The following is a 21,427-nucleotide window of genomic DNA, read 5'->3' as shown; positions in this document are numbered from 1 at the left end:
TGGCAGGGAAAGAAAGGTGAAGACGATTGTTTGAATCAAAATATTCATGGCAGGCTCCGGCAGGAACCGAGGATACGGCCCGAAGCCTGGCGGAGGCGCTCTCTGTATCACCATTAACCGCTGCACTGCTTGCCTCAAGAGGTATTGGCAGTGTTGAAGAAGCGGGGATGTTTCTGAATGGGAATCTGGAGATGCTGCATGATCCATATTTGATGCTGGGCATGGAGAAGGCAGTGCCCCGTATCCAACAGGCGGTTGAAAATGGCGAACATATCCTGATTTATGGGGATTACGATGCCGATGGCGTTTCCAGCACTTCATTGATGATCTATTTCATGCGTCATTTGGGAGTTTCCTATGATATCTATATTCCGCATCGCTCCAATGAAGGATACGGGCTGCATAACCACGCGCTGGATTGGGCACATCAGCAGGGAGTCAGTCTGGTCATTACGGTAGACACCGGCATTAGTGCGGTTGAGCAGATCGCATATGCCAATTCCCTTGGAATTGACGTCATCGTTACGGATCATCATGAACCTCCAGAGGTGCTTCCGGATGCTTATGCGCTGATCAATCCGAAGCAGCCCGGATGTCCATATCCTTTTAAAGGGCTAGCTGGCGTCGGAGTGGCTTATAAATTAGCCCAAGCTGTACTAAAAAATCCGCCGGTGGAATGGACCGAAATCGTAGCCATCGGAACGATTGCCGATTTGATGCCATTAACGGGTGAGAATCGCATTTTGGTCAGCCGGGGTCTAGAATGTATGCGCCACACATCCTTCCAGGGCATTCGCGCGCTGATGGAAGTGAGCGGGATAAGCATGGGATCCGTAACTTCTACGAACGTAGCATTTGGTATGGCTCCGAGAATCAATGCCAGCGGCCGACTGGATCATGCCGGTTCGGCGGTAGCATTGCTTACGACAGAGGATAAGGATGAGGCGCAGCGTTTATCACATGCGCTGGATGAGCTGAATAAGGAACGGCAGCAGGTAGTCGAGGTGATCGTCCAGGAAGCTATGATGCAGCTGCAGGGCAAAATGTCCGGTGGAACGGTTCCGGATGTCATCGTGCTGGCAGGAGAAGGCTGGAATGTAGGCGTCGTCGGGATTGTGGCTTCAAAAATCCTTGAACGATATTATCGTCCGGTCATTATTCTGGGCATTGATCCGGAGACAGGCATGTGCAAGGGTTCGGCAAGATCGATCCCGGGACTGGATATTTTCGAAGCGTTAACTTCCTGCAAAGAGCTAATGGAGCATTATGGAGGTCACCCATCCGCAGCGGGGATGAGCTTAAAGCGTGAGCAGCTGCCAGCATTCGAGGAAGCGTTGAACCATCATGCTGCAAGAGTGCTTACAGCAGATGACTTTACTCCTGTCACCTCTACAGACGGGGAGTGGAGATTGTCTGATGTTCCACTCTCTGTCATTGATGAGATAGAAATGCTGGCGCCATTCGGCATGGCCAACCCGGTTCCCAAGCTTATTTTTCGTGGCACCCAACTGGTGGAGCTGAGGAAGATGGGTAAGGAAGGCAAACATTTGAAGCTTGTTGTCCGGCAAGGTGGAGTCCGAATAGAAGCTGTTGCTTTTGGCAGAGGAGATCTGGCAGAGCTGCTTGAAGAAGGTATGACACTTGATATACTCGGTGAAGTTTCCGTGAATGAATGGAATGGATCGAGAAAGCCGCAGCTGATGCTTCAAGATATGAAAATAACGGGTCCGCAGGTATTCGATCTGCGTGATTCCAAAGAGCCTTGGGGAGAAATACAGCGCATTTACGATCAAGTTGCACCTTATATGCGGCTTGATCATCGACATATCGCAGCTGTGTTTAATCCGCGGATTGAAAGTTCACCCAAAATGGATTTGAATGATTGTACCCTTTGGGTATATGATAGTAAGGCTGGAATTTCGGCATTTAACGATGCGGCGAATACTTATGGTAAAGATCATATAACGACTTTGTTTATGGTTCATGTACCCGACTCTGCAGATCAGCTGGATATGCTGCTGGGGTCGTTCAAAAACCTCTCTAACGTATTCCTGCTTCATTCGGGACGGAATAAAGCGGAGCAGTTGACGATACCAAGCCGCGAACAGTTTAAATTGCTGTATGTATTATTGATGCGTTTGGCTGCAGAGCCGATCAGGGAGCAGGAAGCGCTTGCCAGACTTAGTCAGCAGTCATCCTCAACCCTACGTATGGTAACGATGATGATGGACGTATTTGAAGAGCTTTCGTTTATTGAGCGTCTAGATGGAAATATTGTCGTGATTCCTAAACCGCCGAAGCGAGAACTTAGCAGTTCAATTCATTTTTCTGCACTGGGCAGCTTGGCCGAAATGGAACAGCATTTGGTGTATGCAGGCACTTCGCAGTGTACCAGCTGGGTAATTTCCCGTTTGGAAGGTGTAAGCTAAACGCATAACCGTTTTTGTATAATTTTTAGGAGGAGATTATTTTGGATTATAAAGATTACATTCGGGTGATACCTGATTTCCCGCAACCGGGTATCAGCTTTAAAGATATCACGACATTGCTTCAGAACGGGGAGATTTACAAAAAAACCATCAACGAACTTAAAGAGATGGTTTCCGCTCTGAAAATTGATGTCATTGCTGGTCCCGAGGCGCGCGGATTTGTTGTTGGAGCTCCTCTGGCTTATGCGCTTGGCGTTGGCTTTGCACCGATCCGTAAAAGCGGGAAGCTTCCATACGACACGATTGAGGTCGCATATGATCTGGAGTATGGCAAGGACCGTCTGGCCATGCATACCGATGCTATTCACAAAGGGCAAAATGTCCTGATTGCGGATGACCTACTGGCCACTGGAGGCACAATCGCCACTTCAGTAGATCTGGTTAAACAGCTTGGCGGCAACGTGGTAGGAGCTGCATTTCTAATTGAGCTGTCAGCCTTGAACGGTCGTGCTAAGCTACCGGGCGTTGAAGTGTTCTCTTTAATGACATACGAAGACTAATACAAGCATTCGATTACGGGAACTGTGTTTCCCGGGAAATAAAATACCTTTAGGCCAACTCAGGCCTGAGGGTATTTTTTTTGATCAAATGCTCACAAGTATGCATCAAATCAGGATTTAATTATTTCAGCTCCAAAGTAATGCATACACATCATAAAAAGGAGAAAATATCCACGTAAAGTATAAAAATTGAAAAAGAACTTTTTTATTTTAAAAATATTTGCTATAATTTCCCTTGAAAGCGGTTTAATAACGGAATTATCCGTTAATTGTAATTGTTGTCACTGGATATAATCTTTTATTAATCATGTAAAGGGAGCCGAGAAAATGAAAAAGAGCAAAAAGGGAATGGTAATCACTTTATTGTCTGTTTTAATGCTGTCCTTCATGTTGAGCGCTTGCGGGGGAGGGAAATCAGGACAAGAGGGAAGTGGCAAAGGCGAACCCGTCAAGCTGGAGTTTTGGACGATTTCACTGCAGCCCACCTTTACCGATTATTTCAACAAATTGATCGAAGATTATCAGAAGACACATGAAGGAGTGACCATAGACTGGAAGGATTATCCTTACGACGCGGTTACCAACAAGCTTCTGACCAGTATCGCAAGCGGCAGCAGTCCGGATGTGGTGAATCTGAATACAGAGTTCGCCAGCCAAATGGGTTCCAAAGGAGCAGTTGTAGATCTTAACCAGTTTCTAACGGAAGAACAGAAGCAATCCTATTTTGACGGCATTTTTAATTCTACGGTTATTGATGGAAAAGCTTATGCCTTGCCATGGTACACCGGTACCGAGGTACTGTTCATGAATACCAAAATCGTCAAGGATGCCGGTCTTGACCCTGCCAACCCTCCAAAATCGCAGGATGAACTGGTCGCTTGGGCGAAGCAGATCAAGGAAAAGACAGGCAAAATCGGTTATTCCACGCAGTGGGTTTCGAACCTGTTTCCAAAGGAAGGAATTAAGATTCTAAACGATGACAAATCGGCGGCGGCATTCAATACACCGGAAACGAAAACGATTCTGGAAAATATAAAGAAGAAAATTGCGGATGGTGTCATTATGAAGGAAGACGTTCCTTTCACGAAGCAGATTCAGTATTACTCCAGCGAGCAGGTGGCTTTTGAGATCGCAGGTCCGACGTTCATTAACTTTCTGAAAACCTCTGCACCGGATGTGTTTAAAAATACGATTGCAGTTCCAATGCCAACAGGCAAAGCAGATGTACGTCTGTCCAACAGTATGGATGTCGTGGTTCCCGGTAAATCGAAGCATCAAAAAGAAGCGGTAGAGTTCGCGGCATTTATTACAAATGCAGATAACCAGACGGCTTTCTCCAAAGCAGCCAATACTCTCCCGTCTACCAAAGAATCGATTAAAGATCCGTTCTTTACTGCATCGGACAATACGCTGGAGTCCCAGGCCAAGATCGCATCTGCCAACAGTTTGGATAAAGCAGTTGACTACATGGTAGGTGTACCGAATGCATCCGATATCAACTCGGCAATAGCCAGAGGTTTGCAGAAAATCATGCTGAATGACGCGGATATTCAAGCAACCCTGGATGCCATGGAGCAGGAAGTCAACCAGGTATTGAAAAAATAATGCCTTTTCGTACGCAAGATTTTCGTAAAATAGGACGGTGATTACAGCATGAAGAGATGGGTATGGACAGAATCCTATACAGCATGGGCCTTTATGGCACCTGGACTGGCTCTCATTGCCGTGTTTGTGTTTTGGCCGATCATATACGGAATTCCGCTGTCGTTTACCGACTATTCCGTCATTTCCGAAACGCATTACGTGGGCTTTGATAACTTCGTCACCGCATTTCATGATAAAAACTTTTTGATATCTCTCTGGAACTCGCTCCTGTACGTCATCATCGTACCGATCATCCAAATCATTTCGATCATGATGGCCATCCTGGTGAATGGGAAAATACCAGGCGTGAAAATATTCCGTACGGCATATTACATACCTGTTGTGACTTCCATGGTTGCCGTTGCCCTGATTTGGAGCTGGCTGCTGAGCAATAACGGTGTAGTCAATTTTTTCCTCCTCAAGCTTGGACTGATTAATGATCAGGTTGCATGGCTGTCAACGAGCAGTACGGCTTTATTTGTCCTGATGTTCATCACGATGTGGAAGGGTCTCGGATATTACATGATGCTGTATCTGGCTGGCCTGCAGGGAATTCCTTCGGATTTATATGAAGCCGCAAGAGTGGATGGAGCCAGCCGCTGGCGTGTCATTTGGAGCATTACGATTCCGCTGCTGCGGCCGCATATCCTGTTCTGTACGCTCATTTCGCTGATGGGTGCCATCCGTGTCTTTGATGAGGTGTATATCTTGACCAAGGGTGGCCCGGGTACCTCGACGCTAACCTCAAGCGTGTACATTTTCCAAAAGGGCCTGGAGCAGTTTAACTTCGGCTATGCATCGGCACTGGGGCTGATCGTCAGCATCCTTGTCGGCGTGCTCAGTGTGCTGGTGTTCCGGTTCAACCAGAAAGGCGGTGTCAATCCATATTGATGAGTGCGACCCTTCGACCGAAAAAATGGATTGCCGGAATTCGGCTGGCGGTTGTTTATACATTGCTGCTGGCGCTCGCATTGTTTATGATGGGACCGTTTTTGTGGCTGCTCAGCGTTTCGCTCATGCCGGGCAAAAATGTGTTCTCCAATCCTCCGGCCATATTGCCGACGTTTATTGATTTCGATAACTACGTGAAAGTTTGGCAGTTTATGAATTTTCCGAAATACATTTATAATACGGTGGTTATTACAGCTCTAGGCGTGATTTTCAATGTGATTCTGGCTGCTCTGACAGCCTATCCGCTCGCGACCTTTCGCTTTAAAGGCAGAAACCTGGTATTTACACTGCTGATCGCCACGATGGTCATTCCGTCTTCCACAGCGATGATCGTACATTATTTAACCATTCAGTGGCTTCACTTGACGGGTTCTTTCCTGGGTGTGGTCTTGCCCTCCGCCGTATCCGTATTTAATATTTTTCTGATGCGTCAGACCTTCCTTGGTATTCCATCGGATATTCGTGATTCGGGCAAAATGGACGGCGCGTCTGAATTCCGGATTTGGCTGCAGCTGGTTCTACCGCTCGTTAAACCGGCCATTGCGGTGATTTCCCTGCTCGAGATGATGGCTTTCTGGAATAACTTTCTGTGGCCGATTGTCGTGCTTGACGATCCGCAAAAATACCCGCTTGCCGCAGCACTGACCTTTTTGAACGGACAATTTTCCTATAATTTTGGTTGGATCGCAGCAGGTACTATGATTTCTGTAATTCCGATTATCACCGTATTCCTGTTCACCCAGCGCTATTATATGGAAGGCATTGCAGGGGCTGTGAAGGGATAGACATTAAAACATTGGAAGGGAATATTGACTATAATCAAGCCCAAAGGGAGCTAACAACGATGGGGAAACTGGACAAAATCGCATTTGTTCCACTGGATGAACGGCCGTGCAATTATGAATTTCCCTACCTGCTTGCACAAGGAACAGGAATTCATATGGCACGTCCACCGATGGAGATGATGGGGCTCAAAAAAAGACCAGGGGACACAGACCGGCTCTGGAGCTGGCTGGAAGAGCAGTCTATGGATGCGGATGGAGCAGTCATTTCTCTCGATACATTGCTGTACGGCGGCATTATTCCTTCGAGACTGCATGATCTGGAGCATCCGCAAGTGGCAGAGCGACTTCAGAGACTACGGAGTTTGAAAGAGAGGAATCCGGATCTCAAAATATTTGCCTTTCAGCTCATTATGCGCTGTCCGCAATATTCGATTGCCGATGAGGAACCTGATTACTACGCCGATTGGGGACGGGAGATTTTCCGGAAAGGGTTGATCAGCCATCGTTCGGAGCTGGGAATTGCAACGGGAGAAGAACTGGAGGAACTGTCAGATATCGAGCGGCGTCTTCCAGCTGAAATCCTGGAGGATTATATGCACCGCAGATCCGTCAATATTGGTGTGATCCGTGATGTTCTTGATCTGATTGCAGAGGGGCTCATCGATTTTATGATTTTTCCTCAGGATGACTCGGCGCCATATGGCCATACCGCCAAGGATCAGCAGAAGGTAAGAGCCATGATTTCGGAGCTTGATCTGGAGCTTACAACCTATATGTACCCAGGTGCGGACGAGGTTGGATGCACCCTCCTGGCCAGAATGATAAATGACAGTAAGCACAAAGTACCGCTCGTGTATCCGCGGATGTCGGCGGTGCAGGGGCCGTTTGTGACACCGTTATATGAGGATCGATTCTTTTACGAAAGCTTGAAGTATCAGATTATGGCCGCCGGCGGCCTAATTACGTCCTCTGCGGAAGAGGCAGACCTGATTCTGATTGTGAATACGCCCGGGGAAACAATGATGGAAGCCGAATCACAGAAGCATGCTTTCTTCAGCTATGATGTATATCGGAATATTATCGAGCTGGTGGAGTATGGTAATTATATGCTGCGTCACAAAGGCAAGCCTGTGGCTGCAGCCGATGTAGGATACGCCAATGGCGCAGATCAGAAGCTGGTTAAGCTGCTGAAACAAAAGGAAATGCTATTTGACCTTGCCGGTTATGCCGGCTGGAATACAAGCTCGAATACACTTGGAACCGTCATCGCCCAATCGATGCTGTACCTGCATTTCGGGCGGACTTCACAGCATCTGGATTTCTTGGCGCTGCGCTATGCGGAAGACCTCTGCTATTGTTCCGTTGTAAGGATGGGACTGAACCTGGGTGAAGTCGAAGCGATGGGGCTCAGCAAATTCGAGCTGGATGGTCAGAGAGGCGAAGTTTCCCGGATGGTGAGGAAGCGGGTTGCTCAAGAGCTGGAGGAACGAGTAAACGGAGGCAAGGGCCGCGTTGAAATCACGGATTGCTATATGCCATGGAACCGGACCTTTGAAGTAGGCCTGAGCGTACGCTATCATCTCTCCGAACACTAGCTGATATACTCTATCACAGAAGGATTTATACATCTAAAATGATGAAAAAAGAGCCGGCAGCGCTCCCTGACAGGGGCTTGTCCGGCTCTTTTTTATGGTTAGTCAGGAATCTTTTCGACAAGCTCGTCGTCTTTATCGTTAGAAAGTCCCAGCACCTCGATCAGTTTGAAGAACAGGCTGAGTACAATGCCTACAATCGTAGCCAGTGCCATACCTTTCAAATGAACGTTGCCAATATCCAGCTGTACGCCGCTGATGCCGACTACCAGCACGAGCGTGGCAAGCAGCATGTTGGTTGGCTTGGAGAAATCGACCTTTTGCTCAACGAAAATCCGCAGACCAGAAGCTGCAATGACGCCGAACAGAAGCAATGACACGCCGCCCATGACAGGTACAGGAATGTTGGAAATGATAGAGGAGAAAGTTCCTGAGAAAGAAAGCAGTATTGCAATGATTGCGGCACCACCAATGACAAACACGGAGTAAACCTTGGTTAATGCCATGACACCGATATTTTCCCCATAAGTCGTATTGGGAGTGGAGCCCACGAATCCGGAAATAATGGTGGAAATACCGTTACCCAGAAGGGATCGGTTAAGTCCGGGATCCTTGGACAAGTCTTTGCCAACGATATTACTGGTCACAAGCAGATGTCCGATGTGTTCAACGATAACGACGAGAGATACAGGAATGATGGTGAGTATTGCCGTCATATCAAAGACAGGGGGCGTTAAGGTAGGGGCGGAGAAGAAATGAGCGTCTGCAATAGCTCCCTTGTTAATCATGCCAGGCATAAAGTAAGCCATAACATACCCAGTCACAATACCAATCAGAATGTGGATGATTTTAGGGAAACCGCGGAACAGTACCGCTCCGATGACGGTAACGCCGAGTGTCGTCATGGAGAGGATGACGGCATTGGGGTTGAACCAATCCGCCGATGCACCACCCTGTGGAATAATTCCAGCCATACCGGCTGCGGTTGGAACGAGTTCAAGGCCGATGGTAGCAACAATGGCACCCATGGCAGCGGGAGGGAACACGACATCAATCCAGCGGGTTCCGGCATACTGTACAATAAGTCCGACAGCGACAAAGATGATACCGGTTACGATAAAGGCACCGAGCGCTAGCGGGTAATTGTCCGTATTATCTAACAAGACGGATTGTACCGGAGCAATAAAGGCGAAGCTTGAACCGAGGTATGCGGGAATTTTTCCGCGGCAGATCAAAATGTAAAGCAGGGTTCCGATTCCGTTCATTAGCAAAATCATACCAGGGTCTACATGAAACAGGTTTGGTACGAGCACCGTACTTCCGAACATGGCGAACAGGTGCTGCAGGCTGAGAAGGAATCCCGGACCCAAGGGAAGCCTTTCATTAACTTGAATTTCGCGTTGCAATAAGCTCACTCCCAATAAAAGATTTCATATCTCGAATTGCATTCAATCTAGATTAGCCAGAAAACCGACATTTTTCAATCATTTTTTTATCAAAAAATGAGGAAATGTCAAAAAATCAAGTTTGTTGCCCCAGCGCTTCCTGTTCCTGGCAAGAAATATTGACGTAGAGCCTTTCAAGCGTCATAATTATATAAAATCTTGTTTGAACCGGGAACCTGCTAAAGATGAAACGTCAGCGGGTTCTATTTCATATAGAAGGGAAACGGAAACGACTAGAATGGGCATAGAGCGATTACTTGAAAAGGCTGGAGCCTATATAAAAGATCCAGATTTGGACCGCATTCGGGAAGCCTATAATTTCGCAGATCAAGCCCATCATGGCCAGGTCCGCAAATCCGGCGAACCCTATATTCTGCATCCGCTTGCGGTTGCAGATATTGTCGTGAACCTGATGATGGATACAACCTCCATTGTCGCCGCACTGCTGCATGATGTCGTTGAGGATACAACCGTATCGCTGGAAGAGATCCGCGACAAGTTCGGCAATGCCTGTGCGATGTTGGTTGATGGGCTGACCAAGCTGGAGCGTATCCAATTCCGTTCCAAGGAAGAACAGCAGAATGAGAATTATCGCAAGATGTTCATCGCTATGGCGCAGGACATCCGCGTAATTGTGATCAAACTGGCCGACCGGCTCCATAATATGCGTACACTGAAATACCAATCAGAAGAAAGCCAGCGGCGAATTGCTTACGAGACGCTGGAGATTTTCTGTCCGATCGCAGATCGTCTTGGTATTTCGGCAATCAAGAGCGAAATGGAAGATCTTTCGCTTCGATACTTGAATCCACAGCAGTATTACCGTATCGCCAATTTGATTCATAAAAAGCGCGCTGAACGCGAACAGTTTGTTGACACCGTGATTTCCCGCATCAGTGAAAAGCTGGATGAAATGGGTATCGAGGGGGATTTGTCAGGCAGGCCAAAGCATATTTACAGCGTTTTTAATAAAATGACGACGAAGAACAAGCAGTTCAATGAGATTTATGATTTGATTGCTATCCGTATTATTGTGGACAATATCAAAGACTGCTATGCCACGTTGGGCATTATCCATACCTTGTGGAAACCGATGCCTGGACGGTTTAAAGATTATATAGCTATGCCAAAAGCAAACATGTATCAATCGCTGCATACAACGGTGGTAGGTCCGAACGGGGAACCAACGGAAGTACAGATCCGTACCACGGAAATGCACCGCACCGCTGAATACGGTATCGCGGCGCACTGGGCGTACAAGGAAGGCACATCACCAGGGGGCAACTTCGAGAATAAAATGACATTTTTCCGGGAGATTCTGGAGCTTCAGCATGAAGCGAAGGACGCATCCGAGTTTGTGGAATCCCTCAAGATGGATTTCTTCTCGGACCTCGTGTTTGTCTTTACTCCGAAAGGGGAAGTCGTTGAGCTTCCTTCAGGCTCTGTGCCGCTGGATTTTGCTTACCGGATTCATACGGAAGTCGGCAACCGCACCATCGGCGCCAAGGTGAACGGACGGATCGTGCCGCTGGATCATCGCCTGAAAACAGGCGACATCGTGGAGATCCTGACTTCGAAGCATTCTTATGGGCCTAGTGGAGACTGGCTGAAAATTGCCCAATCCTCTCACGCTCGAAGCAAAATCAAGCAGTGGTTCAAGAAGGAGAAACGCGAAGAGAATGTGGAAAAAGGCCGCGATATGGTTGAACGCGAGCTGAAGAACCGCGGACTGGATCCTTCCGAATGGACAACGGATGATAAACTGCTGGAGGTAGCCAAGAAATTTGCCTTTAATGATATCGAAGATATGCTTTCAGGCATTGGCTTCGGCGGCATTACGGCAGCCCAGATCTGCACACGTCTGACCGAGCGTCTCCGCAAAGAGCAGGAAGAAGCAAGTCTGCTGGAGCTGACTTCCGAGAAGAAGGAGATCAAGGTTCCTACGGAGAAAAGATCGCGACCGACCAATGGTGTTCGTGTGAAGGGAATCGACAACCTGCTTGTCCGCTTTGCCCGCTGCTGTAATCCGGTGCCAGGAGACGATATTGTAGGATATGTAACCCGCGGACGTGGCGTGTCTGTCCATCGGTCGGATTGTCCGAATCTTCCGACCACGGATGATGGGGAGGAAGCAGCACGCGTGATTGAAGTGGAATGGGAAACGGAAATCGAAGCAAACTACAGTGTCGATATTGAGATTACAGGACATGACCGCAATGGCTTGCTCAACGAGGTTCTCCAGGCCGTATCGGAAAGCAAGACGAATATTTCTGCTGTCACCGGACGATCGGATAAAAATAAAATGGCGCTAATCCACATGACTATTTTGATCCGCAATACCGATCATTTGCATTCCGTCGTAGAACGGATCAAGCGTGTGAAAGATGTCTATACGGTGCACCGGATTATTCAGTAATAATTCAAGTTGATTAAAGGAGCATAGTACACCCGCATGAGAGTTGTTGTTCAACGCTGCAAGGAAGCACAAGTTACGGTTAACGGGGAAGTCACTGGACAAATCAGCCAGGGGTTGATGGTGCTTGTGGGTGTTACCCATGAAGACACGGACAAAGATGCGCAGTATTTGGCTGACAAGGTTGCCGGTTTGCGTATTTTCGAGGATGAGGATGGCAAAATGAACTTCAGTGTAACGGATGTGGGCGGTGGTGTCCTGTCCGTCTCGCAGTTTACATTGTACGGCGACTCCCGCAAAGGGAAGCGTCCCAACTTTATGGCAGCCGCCAAACCCGGTGCCGCACTAGCACTTTATGAACGTTTTAATAGTGAGCTGACTGCAAAGGGCTTGGAGGTAGCGACCGGACGATTTGGAGAAATGATGGATGTAACCTTTACCAATTGGGGACCGGTTACACTGATCATTGACAGCAAAACAACGGCATAGAAAAGTGTTTTGGAGGGAATGCTGATCATAGAACATCAGCCTTTTATCCAAAGGAGCCGTCATTTTATGCGTCAATCTTCCCATGCATTTGCACTGAAATTGATGCCGCTGATCCCGCTTGAATCCGTTAAGGAAGCAGTCAAGCTGGAACGGGCTGGCGAAATTCCTTTTCCACTCTGGAATGGTTACAGCAAAGGAAAAGGATCATCACCGTACCAATTACGTTAAGCGTTGCTGGTACGAATATAAAGAGTCAGGTTTCCTTTATGGAGAACCTGACTCTTTTTTTTTGATGTAATCTCTTCGAGCATGGATTCATGTGTTATAAAGCATTCGTATTAGGGTAATAACAAGACAACAACCTGAAAGGAGATCGAAATCCATGAGTAAAGTTGCTTTTTTACTGGCTAACGCATTTGAAGATTCAGAAATGAAGGTACCTTATGATGAAGTGAATAAAGCAGGTCATGAAACGGATATTATCGGACTCCAGAAGGGCGAAACGTTGAAGGGTAAAAACGGAAAAGCAACCTACACGGCTGAAAAATCCATTTCCGAGGTTCATGCGGCTGATTATGAAGCAGTCGTCATTCCGGGTGGTTCTTCTCCGGAGAATCTGCGTTTGGATCCTGACATACTGAAATTTGTAAAAGAAATGAACGGCTCAAAGAAGCCCATAGCGGCTATCTGCCATGGCCCGCAAATTCTTGCGAGCGCCGATCTGTTAAAAGACCGTACGATTACCTCTTATCCGCCGCTCCAAGATGATATGGTCAATGCAGGCGCGGAATTTAAAGACGAAGAGGTTGTCGTGGACGGTAACTACATTACTTCTCGTACTCCTAAAGACGAACCGGCCTTTGTCCGGGAACTGCTGAAAGTGCTGTAATCCATCAAATAGGAGTGCTTTGAAGCTTGGCCTATGATTCATTATGTTAAAAAGGATTTGCGAAAATCCTAAAAATGAGGAGGTAATGATCATGACGAAGCAAATACAAGCTTACTTCAGGAATGAGGATGACGCGGTGAGCGCGAAAACCAAATTGATCGGAACGAATACCGAACATTTGGAAGTCAGTCGCTTAGGGACGACGCTCGACGGAAACAGACATATCCTGCTGCCGATCGCGCCGGTGAGTATGGCGGGGAACATGAATACCGGCGGTGCTTCAGCTGCGGTAGGGGTACCTGGTGCAGGTTATGGCGCTCCGGTAGTGCCTCTTGTGGACGATGAGAATGACATCTACCGTCAGAGTGAGGATAAGCCTCCCGAGGAGCGTGAAACGCGCAGGGATATGGATCAGGACGAGCCCGTGCTTGGCATTGCTGATCTGAATGCGGATAATTATGATGACCTGGAATATGTTCTATCCTGTAAGGTAAGAGATGAAGATTACGCGGAAGTGCTCGATAAACTGCGCAATAATGGCGGTTATGTTGAAATTTTCGACTAAGAAGAAAGCTCTCCAATGTCGCATTCATTGCGGGTTGGAGAGCTAATTACATCATATATAAAGCGCTTTCCAGTTTGTAATATAACTGTAATATTAGATTCACACTCTCTTAATATAGCCTGTTTATAATAACAAGCATGACCCCCTTTTTTAATATATAACCTTTGGACCTACAATACGGATTGTAGGTTTTTCTTTTGTTTGCCACTTGACTTTAGTGCAGCGGTTCATTACAATCTAAAAATAATCTAAATTTGATTCAATGACGGGACCAAGTAGTTCGCGCCCCACCATGCAGAGAGGAATCCCTTAGGCTGGAAGGATTCTATGGATGACCGAATGAATGACTTCCCCGAGAACAGACGACGAAAGTTTGGAAGCTCCTTTTTGAGGAATTTCCCTGCGAGTAGACGCACTGCGCGGAACGGGCGTTAATCGTTATGAAGCGGATGCACATGAATTTAGGGTGTCCGGAATGTGGGTGGCACCACGGGTGATTGATAAATAACAATCTCTCGTCCCTGTTTGCTTGTTAAAGCAGCGGGACGGGGGATTTTTTGTTATATCCACAAACCTATGCTTTGATGAGTGAGGATTGGAAATACAGAAAAAGATCAATTTGAATGGGGGTAGAACCATGGCTTACCAAAAACCGACAGGAACGCAGGATTTTTTGCCGGGTGTGGTGGAAAAATGGCAGTTTGTCGAACAGAAAGCCAGAGACTTATGCCGGCGTTTCAATTACCGGGAAATCCGCACCCCTTTGTTTGAGCAAACGGAGTTGTTTGAACGGGGCGTTGGAGAGACGACGGATATCGTCGAAAAGGAAATGTATTCTTTTAAGGATAAAGGCGATCGCAGTATGACGCTTCGTCCGGAAGGTACAGCAGGGGTTGTCCGCTCTTATGTGGAGAACAAGCTGTATGGGGAGCCGGATGTGAGCAAGCTATACTACATCGGCCCAATGTTCCGTTATGAGCGTCCGCAAGCGGGTCGTTACCGTCAGTTTCATCAATTCGGTGTTGAGGCTTTCGGAGCGGTTGATCCAGCCATTGATGCGGAAGTGGTATCTCTCGGTTATCAGTTCTGCAAGGAACTGGGACTGCAAGGCGTCAAAGTGGAAATTAACTCCGTTGGCAATCCTGAGAGCCGGGCGGCTTATCGTGAGAAGCTGCTGGAGTTTCTCACCCCGATGAAGGACACTCTGTGCAAGGACTGCCAATCCCGGATGGACCGCAACCCGATGCGTGTGCTGGATTGCAAGGTGGATCAGGACAAGTTTACGAATGCACCTTCGATTTTGGACAGCCTGGATGAGGAATGCACAAATCACTTCGAACAAGTGAAGCAGTACTTGACGTCTATGGAAGTTGAATTCGTCGTAAATCACCGGCTTGTGCGAGGTCTCGATTATTACACGCACACGGCCTTTGAGTACAAGGCTCAAGGAATCGGTGCTATCGACACAATCGGCGGCGGTGGGCGTTACAACGGTCTGGTCAGCGAAATTGGCGGACCGGAGCAGCCGGGGATCGGACTGGGCCTTGGTCTGGAACGTATTCTTTTGATTCTGGATAAACAGGAAATCAATTTGAATGCGGTCAAACCGCTGGATGTGTATTTTGTGGCTTTGGGCGAAGCCGCTGAACGTGAAATTACGAAACAGCTGCACCTTGCCCGTAAAGAAGGATTGTCGGCTGAACGCGATTACCTGGGCAGAAAAATGAAAGCCCAAATGAAGTCCGCTGACCGCTTCCATGCCAAAGTGACAGCGATCTTGGGAGACGATGAACTGGAGCAGGGCGAAATTGCGCTGAAGTCGATGGCTACAGGCGAGCAGCAGACAGTTAAGCTGAGTGAGCTTCTTATGAAATTAAGGGAATTCGCCGAAAAGGCTGAATAATAGAAAAGGGGTATGAGAAACATGCTTAGGACTCATCAATGCGGAAGTCTGACAACAGGCCATATTGGAGAAACCGTTACATTGAACGGCTGGGTACAAACCCGCCGCGATCTTGGAGGCGTGCTGTTTATCGATCTGCGTGACCGCAGTGGTATCGTGCAAGTCGTATTCAATCCCGCTTACTCTGGGGATGCGTTGGCTGTAGCTGACAAAGTGCGTAGTGAATATGTGCTGGCGGTTTCCGGTAAAGTCGTTCAACGTGATCAGGAAACGATCAACTCTAACCTTGCGACAGGTGAAATCGAAGTTCACATTACCGAAATTGAAGTATTGAACGCGGCTAAAACACCTCCGTTTTTCGTTGAAGACGGTGTGGAAGTTGATGAGTCACTGCGTTTGAAATACAGATACCTGGACCTCCGCCGTCCGGAAATGCAAAAAACGCTGATGCTGCGCTCAAAAGCATCCAAAATATTCCGTGATTTCCTGGACGAAAATGGATTTATCGATGTTGAAACTCCAATTCTGACCAAGAGCTCACCGGAAGGTGCCCGTGATTACCTGGTGCCTAGCCGTGTGCATTCGGGCGAATTTTTCGCGCTGCCGCAGTCGCCGCAAATTTACAAGCAGCTGCTGATGGTCAGTGGTCTGGAACGTTATTACCAAATAGCCCGCTGCTTCCGAGACGAAGACCTTCGTGCTGACCGTCAGCCTGAATTTACCCAAGTCGACATCGAGACCTCATTCCTCGATCGTGACACGCTCCTGAATATGATGGAGCAGCTGATGGTGAAATTGTTCAAGGAAACGATCGGCGTGGAGCTGGCATTGCCGTTCCAGCGCATCACATATGACGAAGCAATGGGTAAATACGGCTCTGACAAGCCTGATCTGCGTTTTGGTCTTGAGCTGGTTGAAATGAACGATATCGTAGCCAGCAGCGGCGTCAAAGTATTCGCTTCCGTGATTGAAAAGGGCGGAGAAGTGAAGTGTTTGAATGCAAAAGGCTGCGGCACCTGGAGCCGTAAGGACATTGATGATCTTGGACCATATGCTGCCCGATACGGCGCGAAAGGCCTGGCTTGGATTCAAGTGAAGGACGGAGAATTCAAGGGGCCAATCGTGAAGTTCTTTACCGAACAGGAAATCGAAGCTGTAAGAGAACGCACAGGCGCTGAAGACGGCGACTTGCTCCTGTTCTCTGCTGACAATAAAAAGGTTGTTGCCGATGTACTAGGCGCACTTCGCCTGAAAATCGGACGTCAGCTCGGTCTGATCGACGACAAAGTATATAAATTCGCTTGGGTTACCGACTTCCCGCTGCTCAGCTATGATGAGGATGCGAAGCGCTATGTGGCGGAACATCATCCGTTCACCCGTCCAAATGATGAGGATCTGGAGTTGTTCGACACCGATCCGCTTAAAGTACGTGCACAAGCATATGACATTGTACTGAATGGTTATGAAGTAGGCGGCGGTTCGATGCGTATTTACAAGCGCGATATTCAGGAGAAAATGTTCAATGCCTTGGGTCTGTCTCCAGAAGTAGCACGTGAGAAATTCGGCTATCTGCTGGATGCGTTTGAATACGGCACGCCACCGCATGGCGGCATTGCCTTTGGACTTGACCGTCTTATCATGCTTCTGGCAGGACGCACCAACCTGCGCGAGACCATCGCATTCCCGAAAACGGCAAGCGCCACGGATCTGCTGATGGACGCACCGTCTACGGTAGATGCTTCGCAGCTTGATCAGCTTCATATCAAACTGGCGAAAAAACCTGAAGACAAAAAAGTTAATGCCTAAGATAGAGGGAGGCCTCCATACACTATGCTCAACCAATTTTCCCGTACAGAACTAGCTATAGGGCCGGAAGGTCTGGAAGCTATGAAAAATAGCACAGTGGCTGTGCTCGGTATCGGCGGTGTGGGCTCCATTGCGGTGGAGGCCCTTGCCCGCACGGGCGTTGGAAAGCTGATTCTGATTGACAAGGATGTAGTGGATATTACCAACATCAACCGTCAAATCCATGCTCTTACCACAACCGTTGGCCAAAAAAAAGCCGATCTGATGGTAGAGCGGGTTAAGCTGATCAACCCCGAGTGCGAGGCAATCGCATTGAATATGTTTTATACCGAAGAAACCTGCGAAGAGCTCTTTAAATTTGATCTGGATTATGTACTGGATGCATCCGATACGGTTTCTTACAAAATCCATCTGATTAAAGAATGCCTGAAACGCAAAATCCCTCTGATTTCCAGTATGGGCGCTGCCAATAAGATGGATCCAAGCCGATTCCAGGTAGCTGATATTTCCAAAACGACGGTCGACCCGATTGCACGGGTAATCCGCACCAAGCTTCGCAAGGATGGCATCAAAAAAGGTGTTAAAGTCGTATTCTCGACTGAAGAGCCAATGAAGCCGCGTGTGGATGTTACGGAAAAAATCGTACCCGAAAACGCTCCAGCCATCCGCAAGGCCAAGCAGCCTCCTGCCAGCAATGCTTACGTTCCTCCGGTGGCAGGACTGATCATGGTTAGCGTAGCCGTCAAGGATTTGCTGAAGAAAGCTGGGATTGAAGTATAAAGAGAGCATGATCCCATGTTAAAATGTGGTACAATCATATGGCGTGAATGGCCGTATATAACGGCGGTCACGCCTTTTTGTTTCGACTTGGGGTAAGATATAAGCGTTTTGTTAGAATGCTTGGTGGTAAAAGGAAAGAGGAGGATCTGTTTGAAATCTGGATTTTGGCAGAAAAGTCTCGGTTTAAGACCGGGAGACAACTGGAAGAAAGAGCTCATTGCCGGGGCGGTATCCTATTTTTCAGTCGTATACATTGTTATGGTAAACGCAAATATCCTGCATGATGCGGGAATGCCGCTGAAAGCAGCAATGATCGGCACTATTTTGACCTCGATCGCAGGCTGTTTGCTCATGGCATTTGGCGGTAAATCGCCGATTGTGGTTGTACCGGGTATGGGGATTAACGCATTCTTCACCTATACGTTGGTTCATTCCATGAATCTGGGCTGGGAGGAAGCCCTGATGGTCGTGGCCGTGACGGGTGTTCTGTTCACTATAGTGACATTTACCTCGTTGTACCGGATTATCAGCGAAGCAATACCGCAGAACCTCCAGCATGGGATCACTGTCGGGATCGGTTTGTTTCTGACCTTTATCGGCCTGCAAAAGAGCGAAATCGTGATTGCGCATCAGACAACGTTTGTGACGATTGGCCATTTTAGTGATCCTTCGGTGATCGTAGCCTGCATTACCCTGCTGCTTGCATTGGTTCTATTTATTCGCGGTATTCAGGGGGGACTTCTGATCAGTATCCTCGCGGGTACGGGTCTGGCTTACCTTCTCGGAGCCGTCAAGCCGGCACAGCAGATGGAGTCCGGTCATATCTTCAAACAGTATGGTGCAATATTCGGACATTTGTCGTGGTCGGGTATCGGCAGTTTGGTGTTCTGGATCGCGGTATTTCTGCTGCTGCTGATCGTTGTGTTCGAGAACATCGGCTTGATCGCCGCGCAGACTCGGATGATTGAACGTCCCGAAAATTTCAAGGGAAGCCTGCGGGCATTATCGCTGACGAATATTTTTGCTGGCATTTTCGGCAGTAGTCCAGTCGTGGCAGCGGCGGAGACAACGGCAGGTATTGCGGCTGGCGGACGAACCGGTCTGACTTCACTCGTATCAGCTGTTTTATTCGGAGCGACATTTTTTTTCATCCCGCTGCTCGCTTATATTCCAGACAGCGCCATTGCTCCGATACTGATTGTGATCGGCGGACTGATGGTTCAGAACGTCAAGGAAATGGATTTTGGCGATCTCACAGAAGCTTTTCCGGCATTTCTGATCATGGTCATGATTCCTTTCACATACAGTATTGTGGATGGCATGGCTTTCGGATTTATTGCTTATCCGGTTGTAAAGCTTGCCCGGGGAAAAGGTAGAGATGTTTCTCCCGTGCTTTATGGCATAGCCGCCTTGTTTGTTGCCAACTTTGTGCTGCATGCTTTATTGTAGTACTGAAAAAGAGACTTGGGGAGGAGGAATGACATGACACTCATACAATCATTCACAGAAGGACAGGAAGTTACGGGGTATTATCTATTAAAATCTGTAAACGTGAAGCAGACTAATTCTACACCCCCGAAGGATTATTTCGATATTATTCTTTCAGATACCAGCGGGGAAATCTCGGCCAAGTACTGGGATGCATCTTCAACGGACAAGGAAACATTTTTTGCGCCTATGCTGGTTAAGGTGCGGGGTGTGGTTCAGTTGTACCGTGAGCGCCTGCAATTTAAGGTCAATAAAATCCGTCCGGTAACGGAGGATGAAGGTTATAATATTACCGATTTTGTGCGTGCGGCTCCTGTTCCGCCAAATGATCTCGTATATACAATCAAAACAGCTGCCTCCAGTATTCAGGATGTGGAGATGCAGGTCATTATTGACCACTGCTTCGGCAAGATTGGTGACAAACTGATGCATTATCCTGCGGCTAAAGGCATGCATCACGCATTTTATGCAGGTTTGGCTTACCATATGGTGCGGATGCTGGAGCTGGCAGAATTCATATGCAGACAGCGTCCATTCCTGAACAGGGACCTTTTGGTCGCTGGCATTATTTTGCATGATATTGCCAAGACGGAAGAATTGACGGCAGAGCTCGGTATCGTCAGTGAGTATAGCTTTACCGGGAAGCTGATCGGACATATTCCGCTTGCGGCAGGCTGGGTTACAGAAGCAGCAGTTATCCATGGCATGGATGTAAATTCCGAAAAAATCGTTCTGCTTCAGCATATGATTTTAGCTCATCATAATTTGCCTGAATGGGGTAGTACGGTGCAGCCGCAAATACCCGAAGCGCTGGCACTGCATTTGATCGATCAAATGGACGCCAAGCTGCAAGCTGCGGAGGATGCGATCTCCACGATGCCTACTACCGATGATTGGACCTCGCCGGTCCGAGCTCTGGAGAATAAGGCATTCTACCGGGCTAAAGGGGAATAGAAAGAGCGTAATAACAGCATAGGAGCGAATATATCAGTGATAGAGAAGCATAACGACGCTCCGCAAAAGACATTAAGGTTCTCAAAGCGAAGAGGCAAGCATGCAGACGGATTGGATTCAAACTCCGGGTTCCCGCAGCTCGCAGAGCAGCTTCAGCGGGCCGCTGAAGGGATCAGGGAGATGGAACAGATGCCGGTTTCTGCCTCGCTCAATCTGCCTGAATGGAGTCCAGGTATCAGAGTCAGACATAAGCAGCATCCGGAATACGGAACAGGAATGATTCGGACTGTTATTTCGGGTGGAATGTCCGCGTATTGCAGCTTTGATCAATTTTCTTTATCAACCCAAAGCTGGACTCCATCCGGCTATTACCGTATCAGTCAGCTCGAAAAGGTGGAAGAGGTTGACAAAACAGAAAGAACTCCTATATAATTTTTGGCGTAACTGTCTTTAAAATATGACGACATGAGGTGGAAAGGAAATGGAAATATTATCTACTGTTCTAAGAAGAGAATTGGCCTAAAATGGGAGAAGTCTGCCCTTTTTTAACAAGCCATCTCGAGAACAGTTGATATGATCCGAATCCTTTCTTACTCTGCTATAGCTTAAAGGAGTGAGGTGTATTCGCCTTACTCTTTTTTTTATGACCGCAAAGATAAGAGAAGCAAGCATGTATTTTAAATTTCATACTACTGTTTCTCCGGATGGCTTTCGCTTCTAATCAAGTTGAAAAC

The 21,427-nt window shown here is 47.8% G+C and carries 18 protein-coding genes; 17 read left to right on the top strand and 1 reads right to left on the bottom strand.

The window, feature by feature from the left end; genetic code table 11:
- Positions 1–26 precede the first annotated feature (26 nt).
- The 6 genes from recJ (at position 27) to E6W40_RS18070 (ending at position 7,964) form a co-directional block, all read left to right on the top strand.
- On the top strand, positions 27–2,429 hold the full coding sequence (gene recJ / locus E6W40_RS18095; protein WP_136606739.1) for a single-stranded-DNA-specific exonuclease RecJ: 2,403 nt from the start codon (positions 27–29) through the stop codon (positions 2,427–2,429).
- Between the two features lie 41 nt (positions 2,430–2,470).
- Positions 2,471–2,989 (top strand): adenine phosphoribosyltransferase, encoded by a 519-nt coding sequence (locus tag E6W40_RS18090; RefSeq protein ID WP_136606738.1) that lies wholly within the window; start codon positions 2,471–2,473, stop codon positions 2,987–2,989.
- A 327-nt stretch (positions 2,990–3,316) separates the two neighbouring features.
- Positions 3,317–4,594 (top strand): ABC transporter substrate-binding protein, encoded by a 1,278-nt coding sequence (locus tag E6W40_RS18085; RefSeq protein WP_136606737.1) that lies wholly within the window; start codon positions 3,317–3,319, stop codon positions 4,592–4,594.
- A gap of 48 nt (positions 4,595–4,642) precedes the next feature.
- Positions 4,643–5,524 carry a carbohydrate ABC transporter permease gene (locus tag E6W40_RS18080; RefSeq protein ID WP_136606736.1) on the top strand — a complete coding sequence of 294 codons (882 nt, stop codon included), beginning with the start codon at positions 4,643–4,645 and terminating at the stop codon, positions 5,522–5,524.
- Positions 5,524–6,369: a carbohydrate ABC transporter permease gene (locus E6W40_RS18075; protein ID WP_136606735.1), complete on the top strand. Its 846-nt coding sequence runs from the start codon at positions 5,524–5,526 to the stop codon at positions 6,367–6,369. Before E6W40_RS18080 ends, E6W40_RS18075 begins: the two co-directional genes overlap by 1 nt.
- Before the next feature lie 59 nt (positions 6,370–6,428).
- Positions 6,429–7,964, top strand: coding sequence for a DUF4127 family protein (locus E6W40_RS18070; protein WP_136606734.1), 1,536 nt, complete (start codon positions 6,429–6,431; stop codon positions 7,962–7,964).
- Positions 7,965–8,062: 98 nt separating this feature from the next.
- On the opposite strand, the gene uraA is transcribed toward E6W40_RS18070, so the two are convergent.
- Positions 8,063–9,367, bottom strand: coding sequence for a uracil permease (gene uraA, locus E6W40_RS18065; protein ID WP_136606733.1), 1,305 nt, complete (start codon positions 9,365–9,367; stop codon positions 8,063–8,065).
- A gap of 277 nt (positions 9,368–9,644) precedes the next feature.
- Here uraA and E6W40_RS18060 point away from each other — a divergent pair, with 277 nt between their 5' ends.
- The 11 genes from E6W40_RS18060 (at position 9,645) to E6W40_RS18015 (ending at position 21,125) form a co-directional block, all read left to right on the top strand.
- A complete protein-coding gene (locus E6W40_RS18060) occupies positions 9,645–11,822 on the top strand; it encodes a RelA/SpoT family protein (protein ID WP_136606732.1) in 2,178 nt (725 codons plus the stop codon).
- 36 nt (positions 11,823–11,858) lie between these two features.
- Positions 11,859–12,308 (top strand): D-aminoacyl-tRNA deacylase, encoded by a 450-nt coding sequence (gene dtd, locus E6W40_RS18055; protein WP_136606731.1) that lies wholly within the window; start codon positions 11,859–11,861, stop codon positions 12,306–12,308.
- Positions 12,309–12,374: 66 nt separating this feature from the next.
- Complete coding sequence (locus E6W40_RS29550; RefSeq protein WP_168928961.1) at positions 12,375–12,536, top strand: hypothetical protein; 162 nt, start codon at positions 12,375–12,377, stop codon at positions 12,534–12,536.
- 154 nt (positions 12,537–12,690) lie between these two features.
- Entirely contained in the window at positions 12,691–13,197 is a 507-nt protein-coding gene (locus E6W40_RS18050) for a type 1 glutamine amidotransferase domain-containing protein (protein WP_136606730.1), read from the top strand.
- 91 nt (positions 13,198–13,288) lie between these two features.
- Positions 13,289–13,762, top strand: coding sequence for a hypothetical protein (locus E6W40_RS18045; RefSeq protein WP_136606729.1), 474 nt, complete (start codon positions 13,289–13,291; stop codon positions 13,760–13,762).
- A 637-nt stretch (positions 13,763–14,399) separates the two neighbouring features.
- Positions 14,400–15,665: a histidine--tRNA ligase gene (gene hisS, locus E6W40_RS18040; RefSeq protein WP_136606728.1), complete on the top strand. Its 1,266-nt coding sequence runs from the start codon at positions 14,400–14,402 to the stop codon at positions 15,663–15,665.
- Positions 15,666–15,686: 21 nt separating this feature from the next.
- A complete protein-coding gene (gene aspS / locus E6W40_RS18035; protein WP_136606727.1) occupies positions 15,687–17,471 on the top strand; it encodes an aspartate--tRNA ligase in 1,785 nt (594 codons plus the stop codon).
- Between the two features lie 24 nt (positions 17,472–17,495).
- Complete coding sequence (locus tag E6W40_RS18030; RefSeq protein ID WP_136606726.1) at positions 17,496–18,251, top strand: tRNA threonylcarbamoyladenosine dehydratase; 756 nt, start codon at positions 17,496–17,498, stop codon at positions 18,249–18,251.
- A gap of 150 nt (positions 18,252–18,401) precedes the next feature.
- On the top strand, positions 18,402–19,700 hold the full coding sequence (locus tag E6W40_RS18025; RefSeq protein WP_136606725.1) for an NCS2 family permease: 1,299 nt from the start codon (positions 18,402–18,404) through the stop codon (positions 19,698–19,700).
- Positions 19,701–19,733: 33 nt separating this feature from the next.
- A complete protein-coding gene (locus tag E6W40_RS18020; RefSeq protein WP_136606724.1) occupies positions 19,734–20,693 on the top strand; it encodes a 3'-5' exoribonuclease YhaM family protein in 960 nt (319 codons plus the stop codon).
- A 36-nt stretch (positions 20,694–20,729) separates the two neighbouring features.
- Entirely contained in the window at positions 20,730–21,125 is a 396-nt protein-coding gene (locus tag E6W40_RS18015; RefSeq protein ID WP_136606723.1) for a hypothetical protein, read from the top strand.
- The last annotated feature ends 302 nt before the right edge of the window (positions 21,126–21,427 follow it).

The organism is Paenibacillus dokdonensis, from assembly GCF_004916975.1.
Classification (GTDB): domain Bacteria; phylum Bacillota; class Bacilli; order Paenibacillales; family Paenibacillaceae; genus Paenibacillus_AQ; species Paenibacillus_AQ dokdonensis.
Note: the sequence above shows the minus strand (reverse complement) of the source record. Positions and strands in the feature narration are given on the sequence as shown.

What these genes read in the sequence shown, in the direction of transcription:
- E6W40_RS18085 (WP_136606737.1), top strand. Translation starts at nt 3,317, where the DNA reads ATGAAAAAGAGCAAAAAGGGAATGGTAATCACTTTATTGTCTGTTTTA.
- E6W40_RS18080 (WP_136606736.1), top strand. Translation starts at nt 4,643, where the DNA reads ATGAAGAGATGGGTATGGACAGAATCCTATACAGCATGGGCCTTTATG.
- E6W40_RS18075 (WP_136606735.1), top strand. Translation starts at nt 5,524, where the DNA reads ATGAGTGCGACCCTTCGACCGAAAAAATGGATTGCCGGAATTCGGCTG.
- E6W40_RS18070 (WP_136606734.1), top strand. Translation starts at nt 6,429, where the DNA reads ATGGGGAAACTGGACAAAATCGCATTTGTTCCACTGGATGAACGGCCG.
- E6W40_RS18060 (WP_136606732.1), top strand. Translation starts at nt 9,645, where the DNA reads ATGGGCATAGAGCGATTACTTGAAAAGGCTGGAGCCTATATAAAAGAT.
- dtd (WP_136606731.1), top strand. Translation starts at nt 11,859, where the DNA reads ATGAGAGTTGTTGTTCAACGCTGCAAGGAAGCACAAGTTACGGTTAAC.
- E6W40_RS29550 (WP_168928961.1), top strand. Translation starts at nt 12,375, where the DNA reads ATGCGTCAATCTTCCCATGCATTTGCACTGAAATTGATGCCGCTGATC.
- E6W40_RS18050 (WP_136606730.1), top strand. Translation starts at nt 12,691, where the DNA reads ATGAGTAAAGTTGCTTTTTTACTGGCTAACGCATTTGAAGATTCAGAA.
- E6W40_RS18045 (WP_136606729.1), top strand. Translation starts at nt 13,289, where the DNA reads ATGACGAAGCAAATACAAGCTTACTTCAGGAATGAGGATGACGCGGTG.
- hisS (WP_136606728.1), top strand. Translation starts at nt 14,400, where the DNA reads ATGGCTTACCAAAAACCGACAGGAACGCAGGATTTTTTGCCGGGTGTG.
- aspS (WP_136606727.1), top strand. Translation starts at nt 15,687, where the DNA reads ATGCTTAGGACTCATCAATGCGGAAGTCTGACAACAGGCCATATTGGA.
- E6W40_RS18030 (WP_136606726.1), top strand. Translation starts at nt 17,496, where the DNA reads ATGCTCAACCAATTTTCCCGTACAGAACTAGCTATAGGGCCGGAAGGT.
- E6W40_RS18020 (WP_136606724.1), top strand. Translation starts at nt 19,734, where the DNA reads ATGACACTCATACAATCATTCACAGAAGGACAGGAAGTTACGGGGTAT.